Source organism: Actinophytocola sp., assembly GCF_035712165.1.
Classification (GTDB): domain Bacteria; phylum Actinomycetota; class Actinomycetes; order Mycobacteriales; family Pseudonocardiaceae; genus DASYTH01.
The window spans coordinates 1-22,084 of sequence record NZ_DASTBH010000329.1 but is presented as its reverse complement, the minus strand read 5'-3'; the positions used below and the strand labels follow the sequence as shown (position 1 = coordinate 22,084).

The following is a 22,084-nucleotide window of genomic DNA, read 5'->3' as shown; positions in this document are numbered from 1 at the left end:
GTTCACCTTGTCGCGGTCGATCGTCTTGGTCCAGGCACCCACCAGCACCGTCGCCACCGCGTTACCCGAGAAGTTCGTCACCGCGCGGGCCTCTGACATGAACCGGTCGATGCCGACGATCAGGCCGACGCCGTCGAGCAGGTCGGGACGGTGGCTCTGCAGGCCGCCGGCCAGGGTGGCCAACCCCGCCCCGGTCACCCCCGCCGCACCCTTCGACGCGATGATCATGAATACCAGCAGCGAGATCTGCTCGGCCGCGGACAGCGGCTGGTCCATGACCTCGGCGATGAACAGGGTCGCCATGGTCAGGTAGATGGCGGTGCCGTCCAGGTTGAACGAGTAGCCGGTGGGCACCGTGATGCCGACGGTGGTCCGGCCGACGCCGAGGTGCTGCATCTTGGCGATCAGCCGCGGCAGCGCCACCTCCGACGACGAGGTGGCCAGGATGAGCAGGAACTCCCGGCCCAGGTAGCGGAACAGCGACATGATGTTCATCTTGGCGACCGCCCACAGCAGCGAGCCGAGCACGCCGAACACGAAGATCAGGCAGGTCACGTAGAACCCGAGCATGAGAATCGCGAGGCTCTTCAGCACGGCCAGCCCGGTCGCGCCGACCACGGCGGCCATCGCCCCGAACGCGCCGATCGGGGCCACCCACATGATCATGGCCAGGATCCGGAACACCAGCCGCTGGATGTACTCGATCCCGATCCGGATCGGTTCACCCCGGCCCTTGAGGGACAGCAGGGCGAACCCGACGAGCAGCGAGACGAACAGCGTCTGCAGCACGCTGTCGCTGGTGAGGCCGGACAGCAGCGTGGTCGGGATGATGCCGAGCAGGAACTCGTTGGTGCCCTTGGCGCCCTGTGCCTGGGCCTCGCCCTGGGCCCGGGCGGCGTCGGTGAGGTGCACGCCCTCACCGGGATGCAGGATGTTGCCGACCAGCAGCCCGATGATCAGCGCGACGGTCGACATCACGAGGAAGTAGCCGATCGCCAGGCCGCCGACCCGGCCGACCTTCGCGGCCCGGGCCACCGAGCTGATCCCCAGCACGATCGTGCAGAAGATGATCGGGCTGATCATCATCCGGATCAGGTTGATGAAGCCCTGGCCGAGCGGGCGCAGCGACTTGCCGAACTCGGGGAACGCCCAGCCGACGAGGATGCCGGCCACGACGGCAACGATCACCGCGATGTACAGGTAGTGGGTGCGGTCCCGGCGCCGGCTCGGCGTCGTCGGCTCGGCGTTCGTGGACACGGCTCGCCTCCTCGCGGCGTTCGGCGACTCCGGCCCGCACTATCCCTACCCCGATGCGCTGCGTCACGATTGTGTTCATTTAGTTCACACTGACGGGTATGAGCCTCGCGCGTCAGCTCCTCGTCCTGCAGGTGATCATCGTGAGCCTGCTGGTGGCCGGGGGCGCGGTGTTCGTGTACCTGGACGTCGCCCGGCACACCGAGGACTCGGCCCGGGAGAAGGTGATCTCGGTGGCCAGCACGGTCGCCGACGCGCCGACCGTGATCGACGCCGTGGACGATCCGAACCCGACGGAGGCGCTGCAGCCACTGGCCGAACGCATCCGGATCGACACCGGGGTGGACTTCGTCGTGGTGATGTCCACCGAGGGCCAGCGGTTCACCCACCCGAACCCGGCTCAGATCGGCGGGCGGTTCCTCGGCCACATCGACCGGGCGCTGGCCGGCGAGACCCTGACCGAGACCTACACCGGCACGCTCGGCCCCTCGGTGCGCGCCGTGGTGCCGGTGTTCGACCCGGACCGGCACATCGTGGCGCTGGTCAGCGTCGGGATCACGCTGCACGCGATCGCCGGCAAGGTGCGTGACCGGCTGGTTCCGCTGGGTCTGGTGGCGGTGGTCGCGCTGCTGGTCGGCACCAGCGGGACCTACCTGGTCAGCCGGCGGATCCGGCGGCAGACCCAGGGCCTCGGTCCGGCCGAGCTGGGCCGGCGGCTGGACTACCACGAGGCGATCCTGCATGCGGTCCGGGAGGGTCTGCTGCTGGTCGACAAGGATCGCCGGGTGACCCTGTGCAACGACGGCGCGCGGACGCTGTTGGATCTCGACGGGCCGGTGGAGGGCCACCGGGTCGACGAGCTGGGACTGCCGGAGCCGCTGACCCACAGCCTGTCCGGCGACCGGCCCGCCCCGGACCAGATCCGGCTGACCGACCGCCGGGTGCTGCTGGTCAGCTCGGCCCCGGTGTACGCCGGCGACCGGGCGCACGGCAGCGTGGTGACCCTGCGCGACCACACCGAGCTGCTGGCGCTGACCGGCGAGCTGAACTCGCTGCGCGGGTTCGCCGAGTCGCTGCGCTCGCAGGCGCACGAGGCGGCGAACCGGCTGCACACCGTGGTCTCGCTGGTGGAGCTGGGCCGCACCCGGGAGGCCGTGGAGTTCGCCACCGAGGAACTGCGGATCGCGCAGCGGCTCACCGACCGGCTGGTCGGCGCGGTGGCCGAGCCGGTGCTGGCCGCACTGCTGCTGGGCAAGGCCGCCCAGGCCAGCGAGCGCGGGGCGACGCTGGTGATCACCGAGGACACCGAGATCGACGACGCGGTGCTGGCCGGGGATCCGCTGTCCGCCCGGGACGTGGTGACGATCCTGGGCAACCTGATCGACAACGCGCTGGACGCCGCGCTGGACGCGGGTGCGCCGGCGCAGGTGTTCGTCACCGCCCGGGTGGACGGTGGCGACCTGCTGCTGCGGGTTGCCGACACCGGCGCCGGCGTGGACCCGGACCGGCTGCCGGACGTCTTCCACCGCGGCTGGTCGACCAAGGAGGGTGACGGGTTGGTCGGCCGGGGCCTGGGGCTCGCGCTGGTCGGCCAGGCGGTGCGGCGGGGTGGCGGCACGATCGAGGTGCGCCGGGCGGAAGGCGGGGACGGCGGCGCGGTGTTCACCGTGCGGCTGCCGCTGCGGGTCGGGGTGCGCCGGTGATCCGGGTGCTGGTGGTGGAGGACGACCCGGTGGCCGCCGAGGCACACCGCCAGTACGTCGAGCGGGTGGCCGGATTCTCGGTGGTCGGCGTGGTGCACACGGCGGCCGGGGTGTCGCGCGCGCTGCGCCAGCGGGAGGTGGACCTGCTGCTGCTCGACTTCTACCTGCCGGACGCGCACGGGCTGGACGTCTGCCGGGCGGTGCGGGCCGCCGGGCACGCGGTGGACGTGATCGCGGTGACCTCGGCCCGCGACCTCGCGGTGGTGCGCGCCGCGGTGTCCGCCGGTGTGGTGCAGTACCTGCTCAAGCCGTTCACCTTCGCCGCGATGCGGGACCGGTTGGAGCGCTACGCCCGGTTCCTCGACGACGCCGGGCGAGCCGGCCCGGCCATCAACCAGTCCGAAGTGGACAGCCTGCTGGCCACCCTGCGCCCGGCGGAGACCTCCGCACTGCCCACGGGAATGAGCGCGCCCACCCTGGCCGCGGTGGTGGCCGCGCTGCGCGACGCCCGGGACGGGCTGTCCGCCGGTGGGGCGAGCGACGGCATCGGGGTGTCCCGGGTGACCGCCCGCCGCTACCTGGAGTATCTGGCGGACAACGGTCTTGCCGTGCGCAGCCAGCGCTACGGCCAGATCGGCCGGCCCGAGCTCTGGTACCACTGGGCCGCGAGCAACCAGGAACCCTAGGTTTCGTCCCGGCCCGGCTCTGACCTGCATGGAGGCGAGGTGGCCGTAGTCGCCGGCTGCCCGTCGATCTCCGCACGCACCTGTCGATCATGCTCCGGGCCGGGTGCCGCCGTCCGAATTCGGGCAATCTGCTAGTCTGAGGAACGCGACCCGCCCCGCGAGGGGCGGCAAAGTGGAGCCCCGCTCCCACCCGAGTCACTCGTCAGGTGGCCGGGTCCGATCGCGGCGGTCGGTGCCGGAGGATTCTGGCACGGGCCGCGGTGCCCCGGGCGTTGCTGCCGGGGTCGGTCGGAGCGGGCCCCGTTCGCCACCAGGCGGCGGGGCTCGATGCTGTCAGGGGCGTCACGAGCCGTGCGGGTCGCACGACAGACGTGTACGGACCCTGAACTCGGACCAAGGAGGCCCCATCAGCTCCGAGACCCGCATCAACGACCGCATCCGGGTGCCCGAAGTCCGCTTGGTCGGACCGAACGGCGAGCAGGTCGGAATCGTCCGCATCGAGGACGCGCTCCGGCTTGCACAGGAGTCGGATCTGGACCTCGTCGAGGTCGCCCCGCAGGCCCGGCCGCCGGTCTGCAAGCTCATGGACTACGGCAAGTACAAGTACGAGAGCGCGCAGAAGGCTCGTGAGTCGCGCCGCAACCAGCAGCTCACCGTGATCAAGGAGCAGAAGCTCCGGCCCAAGATCGACACGCACGACTACGAGACCAAGAAGCGCAACGTGGTGCGTTTCCTCGAGCACGGCAACAAGGTCAAGGTCACCATCATGTTCCGGGGCCGGGAGCAGTCCCGGCCGGAGCTCGGCTTCCGGCTGTTGCAGCGGCTGGCCGACGACGTCGCCGAGCTCGGCTTCGTCGAGGCCTCGCCGAAGCAGGACGGGCGTAACATGATCATGGTGCTCGCGCCGCACAAGGTGCAGAAGGCGCGCCAGCGGGCGACCACACCCGGCGGCGAGTCCGACCCGGAGTGAGATCCGCCGAAACCACCGGCCCACATTCGAGATAGATCAAGGAATACACACATGCCCAAGCAGAAGACCCACACGGGGACCGCCAAGCGCGTCAAGGTCTCCGCGGGCGGCAAGCTGCTCCGTCAGAAGACGGGTCTGCGACACAGGCTTGAGAAGAAGTCGAGTGAGCTGACTCGGCGCCTGTCCGGCACTACCGAGGTGTCCAAGAAGGACCGCCGCCGCGTGAACAGGTTGCTCGGCCGCTGACCGTCGGCCGATTGCGTAGACCATGACCATCTGGGCGGCGACGTTCCCGCCCACGAGATCGACAGGACGGAACAGTGGCACGCGTCAAGCGGGCGGTCAACGCCCACAAAAAGCGTCGCACGACTCTCGAACTCGCCAGCGGTTACCGGGGGCAGCGCTCGCGCCTGTACCGCAAGGCCAAGGAGCAGTTGCTCCACTCGCTCAACTACGCCTACCGCGACCGCCGGGCCCGCAAGGGTGACTTCCGGCAGCTGTGGATCACCCGGATCAACGCCGCGGCCCGCGAGAACGGCATGACCTACAACCGGTTCATCCAGGGGCTGCGGGTGGCCGGGGTCGAGGTGGACCGCAAGATCCTCGCCGAGCTGGCGGTGAGCGACCCGACCGCGTTCGCCGCGCTGGTCGCGGTCGCCCGGGAGAACGCTCCGGCGCAGGGCAAGGCCTCCTGACCGAGAGTCCACTGTATACAGAGCGGACCCCCCGGGTCGCGGCCGCGCGGCAGCTGACCCGGCGGTCCGGCCGGGAGCGCGCCGGCCGGTTCCTGGCCGAGGGAGCGCAGGCGGTGCGGGAGGCGCTCGCCTTCGGCACCGTGCACGAGCTGTTCGTGACCGTGGACGCCGCCGCCCGTTACGCCGATCTCGTGCGGGACGCGGGTGTGCCGGTGTCCACGGTCACCGACCGGGCCGCCGCCGGGTTGTCGGAAACCGTGACGCCGCAAGGGATCGTGGCGGTCTGCGCGGTGGTCGACGTTCCGCTCGAGGCGGCCCTTTCCGGGTCCCCGAAGCTGGTGGCGGTGCTCGCGGGGGTGTCCGATCCGGGCAACGCCGGCACGGTGACCCGGGTCGCCGACGCGGCCGGCGCGGATGCCGTGGTGTTCGCCGGCGACACCGTCGATCCGCACAACGGCAAGTGCGTGCGGGCCTCCACCGGCAGCCTGTTCCATCTCCCGATCACTCGATCGCGTGATCTTGCGGCGACGCTGGCCGCCTGCCGCGCGGCCGGCCTTAGCCTTGTCGCCGCGGAGGGCACGGCCGAAGACGAGTTGGGCAAGCTCGATCTCGCCGCGCCCACCGCCTGGGTGTTCGGTAGCGAGGCCCATGGCCTTCCGGACGACGTGCGCGGCGCCGTGGACCGGATGGTGCGGGTCCCCATCTACGGTCGGGCCGAGAGCCTCAACCTGGCCACGGCCGCCGCGGTCTGCCTCTACGCGAGCGCGGGCGCCCAGCACTGACCAAATGTGCCTACATGTTGTACCCTCATGTAGGCACAACTACCCGAGGGGGTATGTCATGACGGCCGTCAGCGTTCGCGAGTTCTCCTACAACCCCAGCGCCATGTTCTCCCGTGTGGAGAACGGCGAGATCATCGAGGTCACCCGGCACGGCAAGGTCATCGCCGAGCTGCGCCCGCCGACCCCACGCATGAGCAAATACGAAGAGCTGGTCGCCAACGGAACCATCAACCCGGCCTCCGGCCAGCTCACCACGGACGATCTGGACAAGTTCACCCGCATCGAGGTGCCAGACGACGTCGACCCGCTGGCGATCCTGCTGGAGATGCGTGAGGGAGAGCGGTATTGATCTACCTCGACTCCTCGGCGCTCGTCACCTTCATCGTCCGGCGCAGGAATGTGGAGCAGCTGGAGCGGTTTCTGGCAGCGCAGGTCACGCACACCTGCACCAGCACCATAGGCATGGTCGAGACGGTCCGGACCTGTGACCGGCTCGGCAGCTACCCCAACCTCATGCCGAGGCTCCTGCGCGACCACACCGAGATCACCGTGACGAACCTGATCCGGGACGCTGCGGCAACCGTGCCCGGCCCGATCCGGACGCTCGACGCCATCCACATCGCCAGCGCCGAGATGCTCGGTAGCGAGTTGATCGCGTTGGTCACCTACGACAAGCGGATGGCGGAGACGGCGCGGGACAACGGGTTGCCGGTGGCGATGCCGGGCATGGAGTAACCGAGTTCAAACCGGTCGTGGCCATCACCTAAGATCGTGCCTGCTCGCCGCTGACGACGCAGCCACGAGCCGGCCATTCCTGGCCACCGAAACCGGGAGCTGTCCACCAATCATGTCCGGAGCCAACGACTCCTACGACCCCAAGGAGGTCGCGGCGCTCGCGCCGGAGACGCTGCTGGCGGCCGTCGAGAAGGCGCGAGAGGAGTTCGCCGCCGCCGCGGATCTCGCCGCGCTGGCCGCGGCCAAACCCGCGCACCTCGGCGACAGGTCGCCGCTGCTCACCGCCCGCCGGGAGATCGGAGCGCTCCCGCCGAAGGCGCGCGCGGAGGCCGGCAAACGGGTCAACGAGGCGCAGGCGGCGGTGCGGTTGGCCTTCGACGAGCGGATGGCCGTGCTGCAGCGGGAACGCGACGAGCGGGTGCTGCACGAGGAGCGGGTCGACGTCACGCTGCCCTGGGACCGCACCCCGCCCGGCGCCCGGCATCCGATCACCACGCTGTGCGAGCGGATCGCCGACGTGTTCGTCGGCATGGGCTACGAGGTCGCCGAGGGGCCCGAGGTCGAGACCGAGTGGTTCAACTTCGACGCGCTGAACTTCAAGAAGGACCACCCGGCCCGCACGATGCAGGACACCTTCTACATCGCGCCGGAAGGTTCGGGGATGGCGCTGCGGACGCACACCTCACCGGTGCAGATCCGCTCGATGCTCGACCGCGCCCTGCCGGTGTACGTGGTCTGCCCCGGCCGCACCTACCGCACGGATGAGCTGGACGCCACGCACACCCCGGTCTTCACCCAGGTCGAGGGTCTGGCCGTGGACAAGGGCCTGACCATGGCGCACCTCAAGGGCACGCTGGATGCCTTCGCCCGGGCCATGTTCGACCAGGAAGCCCGCACCCGGCTGCGCCCGTCGTACTTCCCGTTCACCGAGCCGTCGGCCGAGGTCGACGTGTGGTTCAACGAGAAGAAGGGCGGCGCAGGCTGGGTCGAATGGGGCGGCTGCGGCATGGTCCATCCCAACGTGCTGCGCGCCTGCGGAGTGGATCCCGAGGTCTACTCCGGGTTCGCCTTCGGCATGGGCATCGAGCGGACCCTGCAGTTCCGCAACGGAATCCCGGACATGCGGGACATGGTCGAGGGCGATGTCCGGTTCACCCTGCCGTTCGGAACGGAGGCCTGACCCGTGCGGCTGCCCGTCAGCTGGCTGACCGAGCACCTGGAGACCGACCGGACGTTCTCGGCCGAGGAGGTCGCCGAGGCGCTGGTCAAGGTCGGCATCGAGGTGGAGGAGCTGCGCGCCCTGGACTCGGTGACCGGTCCGCTCATCGTCGGCCGGGTGGCTGAGATCGAGGAGCTGTCCGGCCTCAAGAAGCCCATGCGGTACTGCGTGGTCGAGGTCGACGAGCCCGACGAGGACGCGCCGGGCGAGCACACCCGGCAGATCATCTGCGGTGCGACCAACTTCCGCGAGGGCGATCTGGTCGTCGTCGCACTGCCCGGCTGCGTGCTGCCCGGCGGGTTCACCATCGAAGCCCGCAAGGCCTACGGCCGGATGAGCGAGGGCATGATCTGTTCGGCCCGCGAGCTCGGGCTCGGTGACGACCATGCCGGGATCCTGGTGCTGACCGCGGGTGACATCGGCGCCGGTGACGACGCGGCGGAGCTGCTCGGGCTGGACGACACGATCATCGAGCTGGCCATCACCCCGGACCGCGGCTACTGTTTCTCGGCTCGCGGTCTCGCCCGGGAACTGGCCTGCGCACTCGATGTGCAGTACCGCGACCCGGCGGCGATCGACGTGCCGCCCGCCGACGGCGACTCGGTCGCGGTGACGGTCGAGGACGGCGAAGCCTGCCCGCGGTTCGCGGTGCGCCGGGTCTCCGGTGTCGACCCGACCGCGCCGACGCCGAGGTGGATCCGGCGCCGCCTGCTGGCGGCCGGCATGCGCTCGATCTCCCTGGCGGTGGACGTCACGAACTACGTGATGCTGGAGACCGGCCAGCCGATGCACGCCTTCGACGCGCCGTCGCTCAAGGGCGGGATCACGGTGCGCCGGGCCCGGCCGGGGGAGAAGCTCACCACCCTCGACGACGTGGAACGCACCCTCGACCCGGACGACATCGTGGTGTGCGACGAGTCCGGCCCGGTCTCGCTGGCCGGCGTGATGGGTGGCGCGACGACCGAGATCCGGCCGGACAGCACCGACATCGTGCTCGAGGCGGCCATCTGGGACCCGCCGTCGATCGCCCGCGCCGTGCGCCGGCACAAGCTGCCCAGCGAGGCGTCCAAGCGGTACGAGCGGTCGGTGGATCCGGCGCTGCCGCCGGTGGCGCTGGAGATCGCCGTGCGGCTGCTGCGCGACCACGGCGAGGGCAACATCCGGACCGGCCGTACCGACGTCGGCAACCCGCTGACCCTGCCGCCGATCACCATGCCGATCGACCTGCCCGACCGGGTCGCCGGGGTGCGCTACGACCGAGGCGTCACGGTGCGCAGGCTCGGACAGGTGGGCTGCCAGGTCGAGGTGATCTCCGGCGACGACGGCGCGACACTCGTGATCGCGTACCCGCCGTCTTGGCGGCCGGATCTGGAGCAGCCGGCCGACCTGGTGGAGGAGGTGCTGCGCCTGGAGGGCTACGACACCATCCCCAGCGAGCTGCCGTCCGCCCCGGCGGGCACCGGTCTCACGCTGGCCCAGCGTCGCCGTCGCACGGTGTCCCGGGCGCTGGCCGCGTCGGGCCTCGTCGAGGTGCTCCCGTTCCCGTTCGTGTCCAGCTCGGTCTGGGACGCGTTCGGACTGTCCGAAAAGGACAGCAGGCGGCGCACCGTCGGCGTGCTGAACCCGTTGGAGTCCGACCGCGACCAGCTCGCCACGACCCTGCTGCCCGGACTGCTGGACACGTTGGTGCGTAACGTCTCCCGGGGTGCGCGGGACGTCGGGCTGTTCCACATCGGACAGGTGGTGCAGCACAAGGCGCAGCAGATCGAGATTCCCGAGCTCGGGGTGGCCGAGCGGCCGTCCGACGACGAGATCGCCGCGATGAAGGCCGCCCTGCCGCAGCAGCCCGAGCACGTGGCCGTGGTGCTGGCCGGCCACCGCCGGCGCGCCGGCTGGTGGGGCGCCGGGGAGAAGGTCAGCTGGGCGGACGCCGTCGAGGCCGCGCAGGTCGTGGCCCGGGCCGCCGGTGTGGAGCTTCGGGTGCAGGCCGGCGACCTGCTGCCCTGGCACCCCGGCCGGTGTGCGCAGCTGCGGGTCGGCGACTGGCCGGTCGGTCACGCCGGTGAGTTGCATCCGAAGGTGGTCGAGGCGCTCGGCCTGCCCAAGGGCACCGTCGCAATGGAGCTCGATCTCGACGCTCTACCGCTGGTCGAACGCCGCCCGGCGGTGCACGTCTCGCCGTACCCGCCGGTGCTGCTGGACGTCGCGCTGGTGGTGGCCGACTCCGTGCCCGCCGCCGAGGTGGCCGAGGCGCTGCGCACCGGCGGTGGGGGCCTGCTGGAGGAACTGAGCCTGTTCGACGTCTACACCGGCGAGCAGGTCGGCGAGGGCAAGCGCTCGCTGGCTTACGCGCTGCGGTTCCGGGCCGCGGACCGCACGCTCACCCTCGAGGAAGCCACCGCCGCCCGGGATGCCGCCGTCGCCGCCGCCGCCGACCGGCACGGCGCCACCCTCCGCTGAGCCGCCTCTCCGGAATTTTTGCGGTTGTTGCGTTTCGGGGGACGTGCGGTTGTCGGGTGGATGGTGGTTGGGTGGCGTCACGGTCCCCTGAGGTGGCTGTTGGTGGGGCATGGGCTTCCCACAGGGATCCGCGGAAGGGGGGCTAGGCGGTGCCCCGGTGGTGGGGGAGCCAGGTGGTGGCGAAGGCGACGGCTTCGCGCACGCTGAAGAGGCGGCAGTCGGCGGCGCCGACCCGGCCTCGGCGGACCGCGCTGGTCGGGTCGAAGGCGGCGCCGAGGTCGGCGAAGTCGTCGCTGCTGGTGGCCACGTCGATGTAGGTGACCCAGGACCGTCCGGAGGGCGTGTGGACGGCCGCGCTGAACTCGAACAGCGCGGGGTGCCGGACCCGATACTCGGCCAGGTGGAACGCCGTGCACCGGTCGTAGCCGACGCCGAGCAGCAGTACCTTTCCGTCGACTCGCTCCAGCGCGGCCAGCGGCGACTCCTCGCCCAACTGGCAGTCCAGCCGGTGACCGGCCATCAGCGTGCCGGCGGCCGAACCCAGGGCGGCGAACGAGGTGTGCGGGTGCGCGCTGCGCACCGCGCCGGGCCAGGTGCGCACGACCTCAGGAATCACGCCGACGCCGCCGCTCGGCGTGATCGCCGGATCGAACGCGGGCATGTGCTCCCGGATCACCGGCCACCAGGACTCCGGCACCGGTGGGTTGGTCCAGTGCCGGGGATCGGAGTTGCCCATCGTCTGGGTGGGCACGACCACCGTTCCGTCCGGCCCCACGGTGTCGAGCAGCGCCTGCACCACGGTGACCGCCCCGCCGCACACCCAACCCAGCGACCGCAGTGACGAGTGCACCAGCACCGCATCGCCCGCACCGAGGCCGAGCCGGCGCAGGTCGGCGGCGATCGACGGGCGGATAGCCGGTTCGTCGGTCATGCCACCATCCTGCCGAACGGCTACAGGTGCTTGGTCGCCTCCCGGCGGGAAAGTGGCGACAGGTCAGGATGAGCGTCGACGAAGGCGGCGACCCAGCCGGGCTCGGTCTTGGCGAACTGCCGCAGCGCCCAGCCGATTCCCTTGCGCAGAAAGAAGTCCGGGTCCGCGATGTTGGCCTCGATGCAGTGCGTCAGCAGCGCGGTGTCGGTGCCGCCCTTCGCGCTGAGCTGGCAGATGATCGAGGTGCGGCGCTTCCACCGGTCGGGATCGTGGCTCCAGGCCAGCATTTCCGGCACCAGTTCGCCGGGGTGGTCGCGGACCAGCGGGCCGATCCGCCGGTTGGCGACCTCGTCGACGAAGTCCCACCACGCGCCGGTGACGATCAGTTCCTCGTACAGGCCGAGCAGTTGGGGCCGCTGCCAGCGCGCGTAGCCGCGGTGTCCGGTCAGGTCCAGCGCGACATAGCGCTCCTCGCGGTACTTGGCGCCGTGCCACAGTTCGCGCACCGTCGCCGTCCAGGTGTCCGCATCGGACAGCGGATGGTCGGCGAACAACCGGCGGGCAAGCTCGGCTCTGGCTGGTTTCTGCACTCCGCGGAATGGCATGTCCGATTTCATGTAGCGCTGCATCTCCGGTGCCTTGGCCGGGTCGGCGAGCGCGGCGAGTCCAGTCCGGACGGCGGTCACCAGTGCACGGTCGAACGTTTCGGGCATGACCCCATCGTCTCGTAACGGTCTGACAATGCGACGAAGGTGGGGTTCCGAATCGGCCACCCGCGGTGCAGGCTCGGTCCGGCGTCGCGGAGCAGGGCAGTTCGGCGCCGATAAAAGGATGAAAAGGGGCAAAGTGAAGAAATTCGTCGCCGTGGCGGCGACCGCGATCGCCGTTGTGGGCGGATTGGTCGCGGTCCCGTCCGCACAGGCGGCGCCGCAGGGCGCCACCGACTACACACCGCCACCGGTCAACTGGGGCGCCTGCGACAACCCGACCCTGGTCGAGTTCGGCGCCCAGTGCGGCTTCGTCGAGGTGCCGCTCGACTACGCCCGCCCGTCCGGCACCAAGATCCGGCTCGCGGTGTCGCGGGTGCTGCACAGCACGCCCGATTCGCAGGCGCAGGGCCCGATGCTGGTCAACCCGGGCGGACCGGGTGGCTCCGGGCTGATCTACTCGATCCTGGGCCAGTTCGTTTCGGACGGCGGCGGGGACAGCTACGACTGGATCGGGTTCGACCCGCGCGGGGTCGGCGCCAGCGAGCCGTCGCTGAACTGCATCCCGGACTACGCCGGCTACAACCGGCCGTTCTACGTGCCGGTCACGTCGCGGCTGGAGCGCACCTGGCTGAACCGGTCCCGGGACTACGCCCGGGCCTGCGACCGCAACCAGCACGAACTGCTCGGCCACCTGAAGACCATCGACTCGGCGCGCGACATGGACAGCATCCGCAAGGCCCTGGGTGCGCCGCAGATCAACTACTACGGGTTCTCCTACGGCACCTACCTCGGCCAGGTCTACGGCACGCTGTTCCCGGACAGGTTCCGCCGGGTGGTCTACGACGGCGTGGTCAACGCCTCCCGCATCTGGTACGACGCCAACATCGACCAGGACATCGCCTTCGACCGCAACATCAAGATCTACTTCGACTGGATCGCGGATCATGACGACGTCTACCACCTGGGCACCAGCGGCCGGGAGGTCGAGCGGCTGTTCTACCGCGAGCAGGTGAACCTGCTGCGGCAGCCGGCCGGTGGCGTGATCGGGCCGGACGAGTGGACCGACATCTTCCTGCAGGCCGGGTACTACGTGTACGGCTGGGAGGACGTGGCCCAGGCGTTCGCGGGCTGGGTGCACAACCGCGATCTGCAGCCGCTGATCGACCTGTACGGCACCCCGCCGTTCGACGACAACAGCTATGCCATCTACCTCGCCGTGCAGTGCACGGACATCCAGTGGCCGACCGACTGGAACAAGTGGCGCCGGGACAACTGGCGCACCTTTGCCCAGGCGCCGTTCGAGACCTGGGGCAACGCGTGGTTCAACGCGCCGTGCGTGTACTGGCCGGCGCGGGCCGGCAACCCGGTGCGGATCGACGGCAGCAAGGTGAAGGACGCCCTGCTGATCAGTGAGACGCTGGACGCGGCCACCCCGTACGAGGGTGCGCTGGCGACCCGCAGGTTGTACCCGCGGTCCGCGCTGATCGAGGGTGTCGGTGGCACCACGCACGCCGGGTCGCTGTCCGGCGTGGCCTGCACCGACAACCTGATCGTCGCCTACCTGAAGACCGGTGCGCTGCCCAACCGGGTGCCGGGCAACCGGTCCGACGTGCAGTGCCCGCCGGTTCCGCGACCGGATCCGTCCGCCCAGGCGCAGTCCCGGACGACCGCGGCCGCCGGCAGCATCAGGTCGGTGGCGGATCTGCACCAGGCGTTCCTGCAGTCCTTGCGGCACTGATCGCCCGACCCGACGCCCCGCCGCCACGCCATGGCGGCGGGGCGTCGGTCGCATCACCTAGCCTTCCGGTTGTGCCGACCAAGGTCCTCACCGACCGCGCGCTCAACCGGGCCCTGCTGCACCGCCAACTGCTGCTCGACCGGACCGCGCTGAACGTCGTCGACGCGGTGGAGCATCTGGTCGGCATGCAGGCGCAGGCCCCGAACGCGCCGTACCTCGGCCTGTGGTCCCGGCTGGCCGCGTTCACGGTCGAGGACCTCAGCACCGCGATCACCGAGCGGACCGTCGTCCGGTCCAGCCTGATGCGCGGCACGATCCACCTGGTCAGCGCGGCGGACTGCGTGGCGCTGCACCCGCTCACCCGGATCATCTTCGAGCGCAGCGTGCGCGCCGCACCGGGCCTGCCGGCGGGCGCCGCGCTCGACGAGGTCCTCGCCGAGGCGGCCGGCCTGCTCGCCGACCAGCCGCGCTCGCTGGCCGAACTGCGCCGCCTGCTCGCCGAAAGCCGCCCGGACCAGGACCCCGAGGGAATGGGCCGGGCCGCCCGCTACCTGCTGCCGCTGGTGCACGTCCCGCCGAAGGGCCTGTGGGGCCAGACCGGTCAGGCGCGGATGACCACGGTCCGGGCCTGGCTGGGCCGCGACGTGGAACCGCACGGGGATCGGGCCGCCATGCTGCGCCGGTACCTGGCCGGCTACGGCCCGGCCAGCGCCAAGGACGTGCAGACCTGGAGCGGCCTGGCCGGGTGGCGCGACGTGTTCGCCGGCCTCGACCTGCGCACCTTCCGCGACGAGCGGGGCGCCGAGCTGTTCGACCTGCCGGACGCCGCACTGCCCGACCCGGACACCCCGGCCCCGGTTCGGCTGCTGCCGGAGTACGACAACTGCCTGCGCTCGCACACCGACCGGCTCCGCGTGATGGCCGCCGAGAGCCGGGCCGCGCTGTTCGCCACGAAGAACGATGCCCCGATGCCGGCCTTCCTGGTCGACGGGTTCGTGCGCGGGACCTGGCGGCTGCGGCAGGACCGGCGGACCGCGACGGTCGTCATCCAGCCGTTCGCCCCACTGACCAAGCGGCATGCCGCGGCCGTGGTCGGGGAGGCCGAGCGGCTGCTCGCGTTCGTGGCGCCGGAGGGGCGGGACACGCACGTGCTGGTTGAGTGATTTTGCATCAGCGTGCATAATCATCCACATGGTCTTCACGGTGGCGGTCGCGGGTGCCAGCGGCTACGCGGGCGGTGAGCTGCTCCGCCTGCTGCTCGGCCACCCCTCGGTCGAGATCGGCGCACTCACCGCGGGCGGCAACGCCGGCAGCCCGCTCGGCCAGCACCACGCCCACCTTCCGCCGCTCGCCGACCGGACGCTCACCGACACCACGCCCGACGCCCTCGCCGGCCATGACGTCGTGTTCCTCGCGCTGCCGCACGGCCACTCCGCCGGGATCGCGGCCGCCCTCGACCCGGACACCCTGGTCATCGACTGCGCCGCCGACCACCGGCTGACCAGCGCGGCGGACTGGCAGCAGTGGTACGGCGGCACGCACGCCGGCTCCTGGCCGTACGGCATGCCGGAACTGCCCGGCGCCCGCGACGAACTGCGCGGCGCCCGCCGGGTCGCCGTGCCCGGCTGCTACCCGACCGCCGCCTCGCTGGCCCTGGCGCCGGCCCTGGCCGCCGGGCTGATCGAGCCGGACGTCGTGGTGGTGGCGGTCAGCGGGACCTCCGGCGCCGGCCGCACCCTCAAGCCGAACCTGCTCGGCTCGGAGGTGATGGGCGCGGCCAGCGCCTACGGCGTCGGCGGGACCCACCGGCACACCCCGGAGATCGCGCAGAACCTGGCCCGGGTCGCCGGCCGCCCGGTGATCGTGTCGTTCACCCCGGTGCTCGCCCCGATGCCGCGCGGCATTCTCGCCACCTGCTCGGCGACCGTCCGGTCCGGAGTGGACGCCGCGGCGGCGCGGGACGCCTACGCGAAGTACGGCCAGGACGAGCCGTTCGTGCACCTGCTGCCGGACGGCGTCTGGCCGACCACCGCGGCCGTGCTCGCCGGCAACGCCGCGCATCTGCAGGTGACCGTGGATCCCGGCGCCGGCCGCCTGGTGGCCGTGGCCGCCATCGACAACCTGACCAAGGGCACCGCCGGTGCCGCCATCCAGTCCATGAACATCGCCCTCGGGCTGCCGGAGTCCGCCGGCTTGACGACTGTGGGAGTAGCACCATGACGGTGACGGCGCCGAAGGGGTTCCGGGCCGCGGGCGTGGCCGCCGGGCTCAAGCCGAGCGGAAACCCCGACGTGGCCCTGGTGGTCAACGACGGCCCGGCCGATGTCGCCGCGGCCGTGTTCACCACCAACCGGTGCAAGGCCAACCCGGTGCTGTGGAGCGAGCGCGTGGTGGCCGACCGCCGGGCCCGGGCCGTCGTGCTCAACTCGGGCGGCGCCAACTGCTACACCGGGCCCGAGGGTTTCCAGAACACGCATGCCTCGGCCGAGCGGGTGGCCGAGTTGCTCGGTCTCGGCGCGGTCGACGTGGTGGTGTGCTCGACCGGACTGATCGGTCAGCCGCTGGACCGGCCGCTGCTGATGGCGGGCATCGACGCGGCCGCGGCGACGCTCGCCCCGGACGGCGGCGACGCGGCCGCGGTCGCGATCATGACCACCGACACCCGCAGCAAGCAGGCGGTCCATCGCGGCGCCGGGTGGACGGTCGGCGGCATGGCCAAGGGCGCCGGCATGCTCGCCCCCGCCCTGGCCACGATGCTGGTCGTGCTCACCACCGACGCCGAGGTGGACGGCGAGACGGCCGACCGGGCGCTGCGGGACGCGTGCCGGGTCACCTTCGACCGGCTCGACTCCGACGGGTGCATGTCGACCAACGACACCGTGCTGCTGATGTGCGGTGGCGCGTCCGGGATCACCCCGGGCTATCCGGAGTTCGCCGAGGCGGTCCGGGCGGTCTGCCACGACCTCGCCCAGCAGTTGCTCACCGACGCCGAGGGGTCCGAGCACGACATCACCATCGAGGTGGTGCGCGCCGCGTCCGAGGAGGACGCGGTGGAGGTCGGCCGGGCGATCGCCCGGAGCAACCTGTTCAAGTGCGCGGTGTTCGGCCGGGACGCGAACTGGGGCCGGATCCTCGCCGCCGTCGGCACCACGGCGGCCAAGTTCGATCCGTCCACTTTGGACGTCGCGTTCAACGGGGTGTGGATCTGCCGGGACGGCGGGCCGGGGGAACCGGCCGAGGCGGTCGACCTGTCCGGCCGCGCGGTGTCCGTCACGGTCGATCTCAAAGCCGGCGCCGAGCGGGCCACCATCTGGACCAACGACCTCACGCACGCCTACGTCCACGAGAACAGCGCGTACTCGACATGACCGATCTCGCTGACGAACGGGCCACGGCTGCGGGCAAGGCCGAGGTCCTGATCGAGGCATTGCCGTGGCTGCAACGGTTCCACGGTGCGACCGTGGTGGTGAAGTACGGCGGGAACGCCATGCTGGACGACGCGCTGAAGACCGCGTTCGCGCAGGACATGGTGTTTCTCAGGCTCGCCGGCCTGCACCCGGTGGTGGTGCACGGGGGTGGGCCGCAGATCACCGCGATGCTGACCAGGCTCGGCATTCCCGGCGAGTTCCGGGGCGGTCTGCGGGTCACCACGCCGGAGGCCATGGACGTGGTGCGGATGGTGCTCACCGGCCAGGTCAGCCGGGAGCTGGTCGGACTGATCAACGCGCACGGCCCGTACGCGGTCGGCATCTCCGGCGAGGACGCCCGGCTGTTCACCGCCGAGCGGCGCACCGCGACCGTGGACGGCGAGGAGGTCGACCTCGGCCTGGTCGGCGACGTGGTGCACGTCAACGCCGACGCCGTGCTGGACATCATCCGGGCCGGGCGCATTCCGGTGGTGTCCAGTGTGGCCCCGGACCCCAACGGGGTGACGCACAACGTCAACGCGGACACGGCCGCCGCCGCGCTGGCGGTGGCGCTGCGGGCCGAGAAACTGGTCGTGCTGACCGATGTCGAAGGCCTCTACGCCGACTGGCCGGACCGTTCCTCGCTACTGCAGGAGATCCGCGCCGCGACGCTCGAGGGACTGCTGCCGGGCCTGGCCAGCGGCATGATTCCCAAGATGGAGGCGTGCCTGCACGCGGTGCGCGGCGGGGTGCCCAGGGCGCACGTGATCGACGGGCGGCTCGGGCATTCGGTGCTGCTGGAGGTCTTCACCACCCATGGCGTGGGAACCATGGTGCTACCGGACCGGGAGGACACATGATCACGTCCAATGTGGACGGACAGGGCCGGTGGCGCTCGGCGCTGATGGACAACTACGGCACGCCCGCGCTCACCCTGGTTCGCGGCGAGGGCGCCTACGTCTGGGACGCCGACGGCAACCGCTACCTCGACCTCGTCGGCGGCATCGCGGTCAACGCGTTGGGACACGCCCACCCGGCCGTGGTGGCCGCGGTCACCAAGCAGATCGGCGTGCTCGGCCACACGTCCAACCTCTACGTCAACCCGGTCACCGTCGAGTTGGCCGAGGCGCTGCTGGACGTGGCCGGCCTCACCGGCGCGGCCAAGGTGCTGTTCTGCAACTCCGGCGCCGAGGCGGTGGAGGCGGCGCTGAAGCTGTCCCGGCTTTCCGGCCGGAGCAAGGTGGTGGCCTGCGAGGGCGCCTTCCACGGTCGCACGATGGGCGCGTTGACGCTCACCGGTCAGCCGGCCAAGCGGGAGCCGTTCCAGCCGTTGCTGCCCGACGTGGTGCACGTTCCGTTCGGCCGGACCGATGCGCTCGAGTCCGCTGTGGACGATCGGACCGCGGCGGTGTTCCTGGAGCCGGCCCTCGGTGAGGGCGGCGTGTGGCCGGCCCCGCACGGCTACCTGCAGCGGGCCAGGGAGCTCACCGCCCGGGCCGGGGCGCTGCTGGTTCTCGACGAGGTGCAGACCGGCATCGGCCGCACCGGGAGCTGGTTCGCCTTCCAGGAGGCCGGGGTCACCCCGGACGTGATCACCCTGGCCAAGGGCCTCGGCGGCGGCCTGCCGCTGGGCGCGGTGATCGGGGTGGGACCGGTGGCCGACCTGTTCCAGCCCGGGCAGCACGGCACCACCTTCGGCGGCAACCCGGTCGCCTGCGCGGCCGGCCTGGCGGTGCTCCGCACGATCGCGGCCGACGGGCTGTGCGAGCACGCGGCGACGATGGGCAAGGAACTGGCCGCCGGGATCGAGGAGCTCAACCATCCTCTGGTGGCCGGGGTGCGCGGGAACGGCCTGCTGCTCGGCATCGCCCTGCGTGAGCCGGTCTCGGCCGCGGTGGCCAGGGCCGCGCAGGACCACGGCTACCTGGTCAACCCCGTGCAGCCGGACACCATTCGGCTGGCCCCCCCGCTGATCATCGACCACGATCAGGTCAGCGGCTTTCTCGAGGCGCTGCCGGCCGCGCTGGAGACGAGGTGACATGGTCCGGCATTTCCTGAGGGACGACGACCTCACCCCGGACGAGCAGGCGGTCGTGCTGGACCTGGCCGGGCGGATGAAGCGCGAGCCGCTGGCGGAGCGCCCGCTGGCCGGCCGGGCCGTGGCGGCGATCTTCGAGAAGAACTCCACCCGCACCCGGTTGTCCTTCGAGGTGGGCATCGCGCAGCTCGGCGGCCAGCCGGTGGTCATCGACGGCCGGACCATGCAGCTCGGCCGCGAGGAGACCATCGAGGACACCGCCCGGGTGCTGTCCCGGTACGTGGACCTGGTGGTGTGGCGCACCTTCGCCCAGTCCCGGATCGAGGCGATGGCCTCCGTCTCGACCATCCCGGTGGTCAACGCGCTGACCGACGAGTTCCACCCGTGCCAGGTCCTCGCCGACCTGCTGACCGTGCGGGAGCGGCTCGGCCGGCTGGCCGGGCTGACCCTGACCTATCTCGGCGACGGCGCGAACAACATGGCGCACTCGCTGCTGGTCGGCGGCGCCACGGCGGGCATGCGGGTGCGGATCGCCACGCCGGACGGGTTCCAGCCGCATCCGGATTTCGTGCTCGACGCCAAGCACCGGGCCGCCGAGACCGGCGGCGCGGTGGCCGCGCTGACCGACCCGCTGGCCGCGGCCGAGGGCGCGGACGTGCTGGTCACCGACGCCTGGACCTCGATGGGCCAGGAGCAGGACGGCCGGGACCGGGTCACCCCGTTCCAGCCGTTCCAGGTCAACGCCGGCCTGCTGGCCCGGGCCGCGCCCGGCGCGATCGTGCTGCACTGCCTGCCGGCCCACCGGGGCGCGGAGATCACCGACGAGGTGCTCGACGGCCCGGCCAGCGCCGTGTGGGACGAGGCGGAGAACCGGCTGCACGCCCAGAAGGCGCTGCTCACCTGGCTGCTGGAAAACTCATGACCAACTCCGCGTCGACCCGCGTCGCCCGGCAGGCCCGGATCGTCGAGCTGGTCACCTCGATGGGCATCCGTAACCAGACCGAGCTCGCGAAACTCCTCGCCGGGGAAGGGATCGACGTCACCCAGGCCACGCTGTCCCGGGACCTCGACGAGCTCGGCGCGGTCAAGCTGCGCGGCGCCGACGGGGGAGTGCCGGTGTACGTGATCCCCGAGGACGGCAGCCCGGTCCGCGGGGTGCAGGGCGGCACGTCGCGGCTCACCCGGCTGCTCGCCGAGCTGCTGGTGTCCGCGGACGGTTCGGCCAACCTCACCGTGCTGCGCACCCCGCCCGGCGCGGCCCAGTTCCTGGCCAGCGCGATCGACCGATCCGCGCTGCACGAGGTGGTCGGCACGATCGCCGGCGACGACACCGTCGTCGTGATCGCCCGAGAACCGTTGTCCGGTAAGGAACTTGCCGACCGGTTCACCGGAATGGCCGCCAGGCCATCCACAGTAGACGTTGCGGAAGACAGGGAGACCAAGGAATGACCGAGCGGATCGTGCTGGCCTACTCCGGTGGGCTGGACACCTCCGTGGCGATCGGTTGGATCGCCGAGGAGACCGGGGCCGAGGTGGTCGCCGTCGCGGTGGACGTCGGCCAGGGTGGCGAGGACCTCGACACCATTCGCAAGCGCGCGCTGGACTGTGGTGCCGTCGAGGCGGTCGTCACCGATGCCCGGGACGAGTTCGCCGAGCAGTACTGCCTGCCGGCGCTGCAGGCCAACGCGCTCTACATGGACCGCTACCCGCTGGTGTCGGCGCTGTCCCGGCCGCTGATCGCCAAGCACCTGGTGGAGGCCGCGAAGTACCACGGCGCCAGCACGGTGGCGCACGGCTGCACCGGAAAGGGCAACGACCAGGTCCGGTTCGAGGTGGGCATCGGCGCGCTGGCTCCCGACCTCAAGGTGGTGGCCCCCGTTCGGGACTATGCCTGGACCAGGGAGAAGGCCATCGCCTGGGCCGAGGACCGGCATCTGCCGATCGACCAGTCGAAGAAGTCGCCGTACTCGGTCGACCAGAACGTGTGGGGCCGGGCCGTGGAGACCGGCTTCCTCGAGGACATCTGGAACGCGCCGATCGAGGACGTCTACGCCTACACCTCGAACCCGGCGCAGCTCCGCGATCCGGACGAGGTGGTGATCACCTTCGACGCCGGGGTGCCGGTGGCGCTGGACGGCGAGACCCACACGCTGCTGCAGGTGATCCAGGCGCTGAACCACCGCGCGGGCGCGCACGGCGTCGGCCGGCTGGACATGGTCGAGGACCGGCTGGTCGGCATCAAGTCCCGCGAGGTGTACGAGGCGCCGGGCGCCATCGCCCTGATCACCGCGCACCAGGAGTTGGAGAGCGTCACCGTGGAACGGGACCTGGCCCGGTTCAAGCGTCAGGTGGAGCAGCGCTGGGGCGAACTGGTCTACGACGGCCTGTGGTTCTCCCCGCTCAAGACAGCGCTGGACACGTTCATCGCCAGCAGCCAGCAGCACGTCTGCGGCGAAGTCCGGATGACCTTGCACGGCGGCCGGGCGGTGCCCACCGGCCGGCGCAGCGAACGCTCGCTCTACGACTTCAACCTGGCCACCTACGACGAGGGCGACAGCTTCGACCAGTCGCTGGCCAAGGGCTTCGTGCAGCTGTGGGGCCTGCCCAGCAAGATCGCCGCCAAGCGCGACCAGCACCACACGTCATGAGCGGGCCGGCGATGCCTGGGCTGAGCAACCGCGCCGGCCAGACCAGCCGGATGGCTGCCGCATGAGCCAACTCTGGGGCGGCCGGTTCGACTCGGGACCGGCCGGTGC

General features: G+C 71.3%; 22 protein-coding genes. 19 read left to right on the top strand and 3 right to left on the bottom strand.

Annotation, left to right across the window (positions count from 1 at the left end; translation table 11 throughout):
- Nucleotides 1-1,257 (bottom strand): cation:dicarboxylate symporter family transporter (locus VFO68_RS18610; RefSeq protein ID WP_325159582.1); only part of this gene is annotated, 1,257 nt, incomplete at its 3' end.
- A gap of 98 nt (nucleotides 1,258-1,355) precedes the next feature.
- On the opposite strand from VFO68_RS18610, the gene VFO68_RS18605 reads away from it, so the two are divergent.
- The 10 genes from VFO68_RS18605 (at nucleotide 1,356) to pheT (ending at nucleotide 10,504) form a co-directional block, all read left to right on the top strand.
- Nucleotides 1,356-2,957, top strand: coding sequence for a sensor histidine kinase (locus VFO68_RS18605; RefSeq protein ID WP_325159581.1), 1,602 nt, complete (start codon nucleotides 1,356-1,358; stop codon nucleotides 2,955-2,957).
- Entirely contained in the window at nucleotides 2,954-3,643 is a 690-nt protein-coding gene (locus VFO68_RS18600; RefSeq protein ID WP_325159580.1) for a response regulator, read from the top strand. Before VFO68_RS18605 ends, VFO68_RS18600 begins: the two co-directional genes overlap by 4 nt.
- Nucleotides 3,644-4,025: 382 nt before the next feature.
- On the top strand, nucleotides 4,026-4,613 hold the full coding sequence (infC, locus tag VFO68_RS18595; RefSeq protein WP_325159584.1) for a translation initiation factor IF-3: 588 nt from the start codon (nucleotides 4,026-4,028) through the stop codon (nucleotides 4,611-4,613).
- Nucleotides 4,614-4,664: 51 nt separating this feature from the next.
- Nucleotides 4,665-4,859, top strand: a complete 195-nt coding sequence (rpmI, locus tag VFO68_RS18590) for a 50S ribosomal protein L35 (protein WP_325159579.1) — start codon at nucleotides 4,665-4,667, stop codon at nucleotides 4,857-4,859.
- 74 nt (nucleotides 4,860-4,933) lie between these two features.
- The gene (gene rplT, locus VFO68_RS18585; RefSeq protein WP_325159578.1) at nucleotides 4,934-5,308 is read left to right on the top strand and encodes a 50S ribosomal protein L20; all 375 of its coding nucleotides are present in this window, start codon (nucleotides 4,934-4,936) and stop codon (nucleotides 5,306-5,308) included.
- Nucleotides 5,309-5,319: 11 nt separating this feature from the next.
- Nucleotides 5,320-6,090 (top strand): RNA methyltransferase, encoded by a 771-nt coding sequence (locus VFO68_RS18580; RefSeq protein ID WP_325159583.1) that lies wholly within the window; start codon nucleotides 5,320-5,322, stop codon nucleotides 6,088-6,090.
- A gap of 58 nt (nucleotides 6,091-6,148) precedes the next feature.
- Nucleotides 6,149-6,439 carry a hypothetical protein gene (locus VFO68_RS18575; protein ID WP_325159577.1) on the top strand — a complete coding sequence of 97 codons (291 nt, stop codon included), beginning with the start codon at nucleotides 6,149-6,151 and terminating at the stop codon, nucleotides 6,437-6,439.
- The gene (locus tag VFO68_RS18570) at nucleotides 6,436-6,825 is read left to right on the top strand and encodes a type II toxin-antitoxin system VapC family toxin (protein ID WP_325159576.1); all 390 of its coding nucleotides are present in this window, start codon (nucleotides 6,436-6,438) and stop codon (nucleotides 6,823-6,825) included. Before VFO68_RS18575 ends, VFO68_RS18570 begins: the two co-directional genes overlap by 4 nt.
- Nucleotides 6,826-6,937: 112 nt before the next feature.
- Nucleotides 6,938-8,005, top strand: a complete 1,068-nt coding sequence (gene pheS / locus VFO68_RS18565) for a phenylalanine--tRNA ligase subunit alpha (RefSeq protein ID WP_325159575.1) — start codon at nucleotides 6,938-6,940, stop codon at nucleotides 8,003-8,005.
- A 3-nt stretch (nucleotides 8,006-8,008) separates the two neighbouring features.
- Nucleotides 8,009-10,504 (top strand): phenylalanine--tRNA ligase subunit beta, encoded by a 2,496-nt coding sequence (gene pheT, locus VFO68_RS18560; RefSeq protein ID WP_325159574.1) that lies wholly within the window; start codon nucleotides 8,009-8,011, stop codon nucleotides 10,502-10,504.
- Between the two features lie 142 nt (nucleotides 10,505-10,646).
- Here pheT and VFO68_RS18555 read toward each other — a convergent pair whose 3' ends face one another.
- Together VFO68_RS18555 and VFO68_RS18550 are read right to left on the bottom strand one after the other, a co-directional pair.
- Nucleotides 10,647-11,435 carry an AAC(3) family N-acetyltransferase gene (locus VFO68_RS18555; protein WP_325159573.1) on the bottom strand — a complete coding sequence of 263 codons (789 nt, stop codon included), beginning with the start codon at nucleotides 11,433-11,435 and terminating at the stop codon, nucleotides 10,647-10,649.
- 20 nt (nucleotides 11,436-11,455) lie between these two features.
- Nucleotides 11,456-12,148: a DNA alkylation repair protein gene (locus VFO68_RS18550; RefSeq protein WP_325159572.1), complete on the bottom strand. Its 693-nt coding sequence runs from the start codon at nucleotides 12,146-12,148 to the stop codon at nucleotides 11,456-11,458.
- A gap of 133 nt (nucleotides 12,149-12,281) precedes the next feature.
- Here VFO68_RS18550 and VFO68_RS18545 point away from each other — a divergent pair, with 133 nt between their 5' ends.
- The 9 genes from VFO68_RS18545 to VFO68_RS18505 all read left to right on the top strand — a co-directional run bounded on the left by VFO68_RS18545 (nucleotide 12,282) and on the right by VFO68_RS18505 (nucleotide 21,976).
- A complete protein-coding gene (locus VFO68_RS18545; protein ID WP_325159571.1) occupies nucleotides 12,282-13,883 on the top strand; it encodes an alpha/beta hydrolase in 1,602 nt (533 codons plus the stop codon).
- Nucleotides 13,884-13,954: 71 nt separating this feature from the next.
- Nucleotides 13,955-15,046 (top strand): winged helix DNA-binding domain-containing protein, encoded by a 1,092-nt coding sequence (locus VFO68_RS18540; RefSeq protein ID WP_325159570.1) that lies wholly within the window; start codon nucleotides 13,955-13,957, stop codon nucleotides 15,044-15,046.
- A gap of 28 nt (nucleotides 15,047-15,074) precedes the next feature.
- Nucleotides 15,075-16,103 carry an N-acetyl-gamma-glutamyl-phosphate reductase gene (argC, locus tag VFO68_RS18535; protein WP_325159569.1) on the top strand — a complete coding sequence of 343 codons (1,029 nt, stop codon included), beginning with the start codon at nucleotides 15,075-15,077 and terminating at the stop codon, nucleotides 16,101-16,103.
- Nucleotides 16,100-17,251, top strand: a complete 1,152-nt coding sequence (gene argJ / locus VFO68_RS18530; RefSeq protein WP_325159568.1) for a bifunctional glutamate N-acetyltransferase/amino-acid acetyltransferase ArgJ — start codon at nucleotides 16,100-16,102, stop codon at nucleotides 17,249-17,251. Before argC ends, argJ begins: the two co-directional genes overlap by 4 nt.
- Entirely contained in the window at nucleotides 17,248-18,150 is a 903-nt protein-coding gene (argB, locus tag VFO68_RS18525; RefSeq protein ID WP_325159567.1) for an acetylglutamate kinase, read from the top strand. Before argJ ends, argB begins: the two co-directional genes overlap by 4 nt.
- On the top strand, nucleotides 18,147-19,328 hold the full coding sequence (locus VFO68_RS18520) for an acetylornithine transaminase (protein WP_325159566.1): 1,182 nt from the start codon (nucleotides 18,147-18,149) through the stop codon (nucleotides 19,326-19,328). The genes argB and VFO68_RS18520 overlap by 4 nt, the downstream gene beginning before the upstream one ends.
- A gap of 1 nt (nucleotide 19,329) precedes the next feature.
- Nucleotides 19,330-20,250, top strand: coding sequence for an ornithine carbamoyltransferase (gene argF, locus VFO68_RS18515; protein WP_325159565.1), 921 nt, complete (start codon nucleotides 19,330-19,332; stop codon nucleotides 20,248-20,250).
- Nucleotides 20,247-20,777, top strand: coding sequence for an arginine repressor (locus VFO68_RS18510; protein WP_325159564.1), 531 nt, complete (start codon nucleotides 20,247-20,249; stop codon nucleotides 20,775-20,777). Before argF ends, VFO68_RS18510 begins: the two co-directional genes overlap by 4 nt.
- Nucleotides 20,774-21,976, top strand: coding sequence for an argininosuccinate synthase (locus VFO68_RS18505; RefSeq protein WP_325159563.1), 1,203 nt, complete (start codon nucleotides 20,774-20,776; stop codon nucleotides 21,974-21,976). Before VFO68_RS18510 ends, VFO68_RS18505 begins: the two co-directional genes overlap by 4 nt.
- Nucleotides 21,977-22,084 lie beyond the last annotated feature (108 nt).

Bases quoted from the DNA above. Each gene is read 5' to 3' on its own strand.
- VFO68_RS18510 (WP_325159564.1), top strand. From the start codon at position 20,247: ATGACCAACTCCGCGTCGACCCGCGTCGCCCGGCAGGCCCGGATCGTC.
- VFO68_RS18550 (WP_325159572.1), bottom strand. From the start codon at position 12,148: ATGCCCGAAACGTTCGACCGTGCACTGGTGACCGCCGTCCGGACTGGA.
- argB (WP_325159567.1), top strand. From the start codon at position 17,248: ATGACCGATCTCGCTGACGAACGGGCCACGGCTGCGGGCAAGGCCGAG.
- VFO68_RS18520 (WP_325159566.1), top strand. From the start codon at position 18,147: ATGATCACGTCCAATGTGGACGGACAGGGCCGGTGGCGCTCGGCGCTG.
- VFO68_RS18555 (WP_325159573.1), bottom strand. From the start codon at position 11,435: ATGACCGACGAACCGGCTATCCGCCCGTCGATCGCCGCCGACCTGCGC.
- argF (WP_325159565.1), top strand. From the start codon at position 19,330: ATGGTCCGGCATTTCCTGAGGGACGACGACCTCACCCCGGACGAGCAG.
- argJ (WP_325159568.1), top strand. From the start codon at position 16,100: ATGACGGTGACGGCGCCGAAGGGGTTCCGGGCCGCGGGCGTGGCCGCC.
- rpmI (WP_325159579.1), top strand. From the start codon at position 4,665: ATGCCCAAGCAGAAGACCCACACGGGGACCGCCAAGCGCGTCAAGGTC.
- VFO68_RS18505 (WP_325159563.1), top strand. From the start codon at position 20,774: ATGACCGAGCGGATCGTGCTGGCCTACTCCGGTGGGCTGGACACCTCC.
- VFO68_RS18575 (WP_325159577.1), top strand. From the start codon at position 6,149: ATGACGGCCGTCAGCGTTCGCGAGTTCTCCTACAACCCCAGCGCCATG.
- pheS (WP_325159575.1), top strand. From the start codon at position 6,938: ATGTCCGGAGCCAACGACTCCTACGACCCCAAGGAGGTCGCGGCGCTC.
- VFO68_RS18605 (WP_325159581.1), top strand. From the start codon at position 1,356: ATGAGCCTCGCGCGTCAGCTCCTCGTCCTGCAGGTGATCATCGTGAGC.
- argC (WP_325159569.1), top strand. From the start codon at position 15,075: ATGGTCTTCACGGTGGCGGTCGCGGGTGCCAGCGGCTACGCGGGCGGT.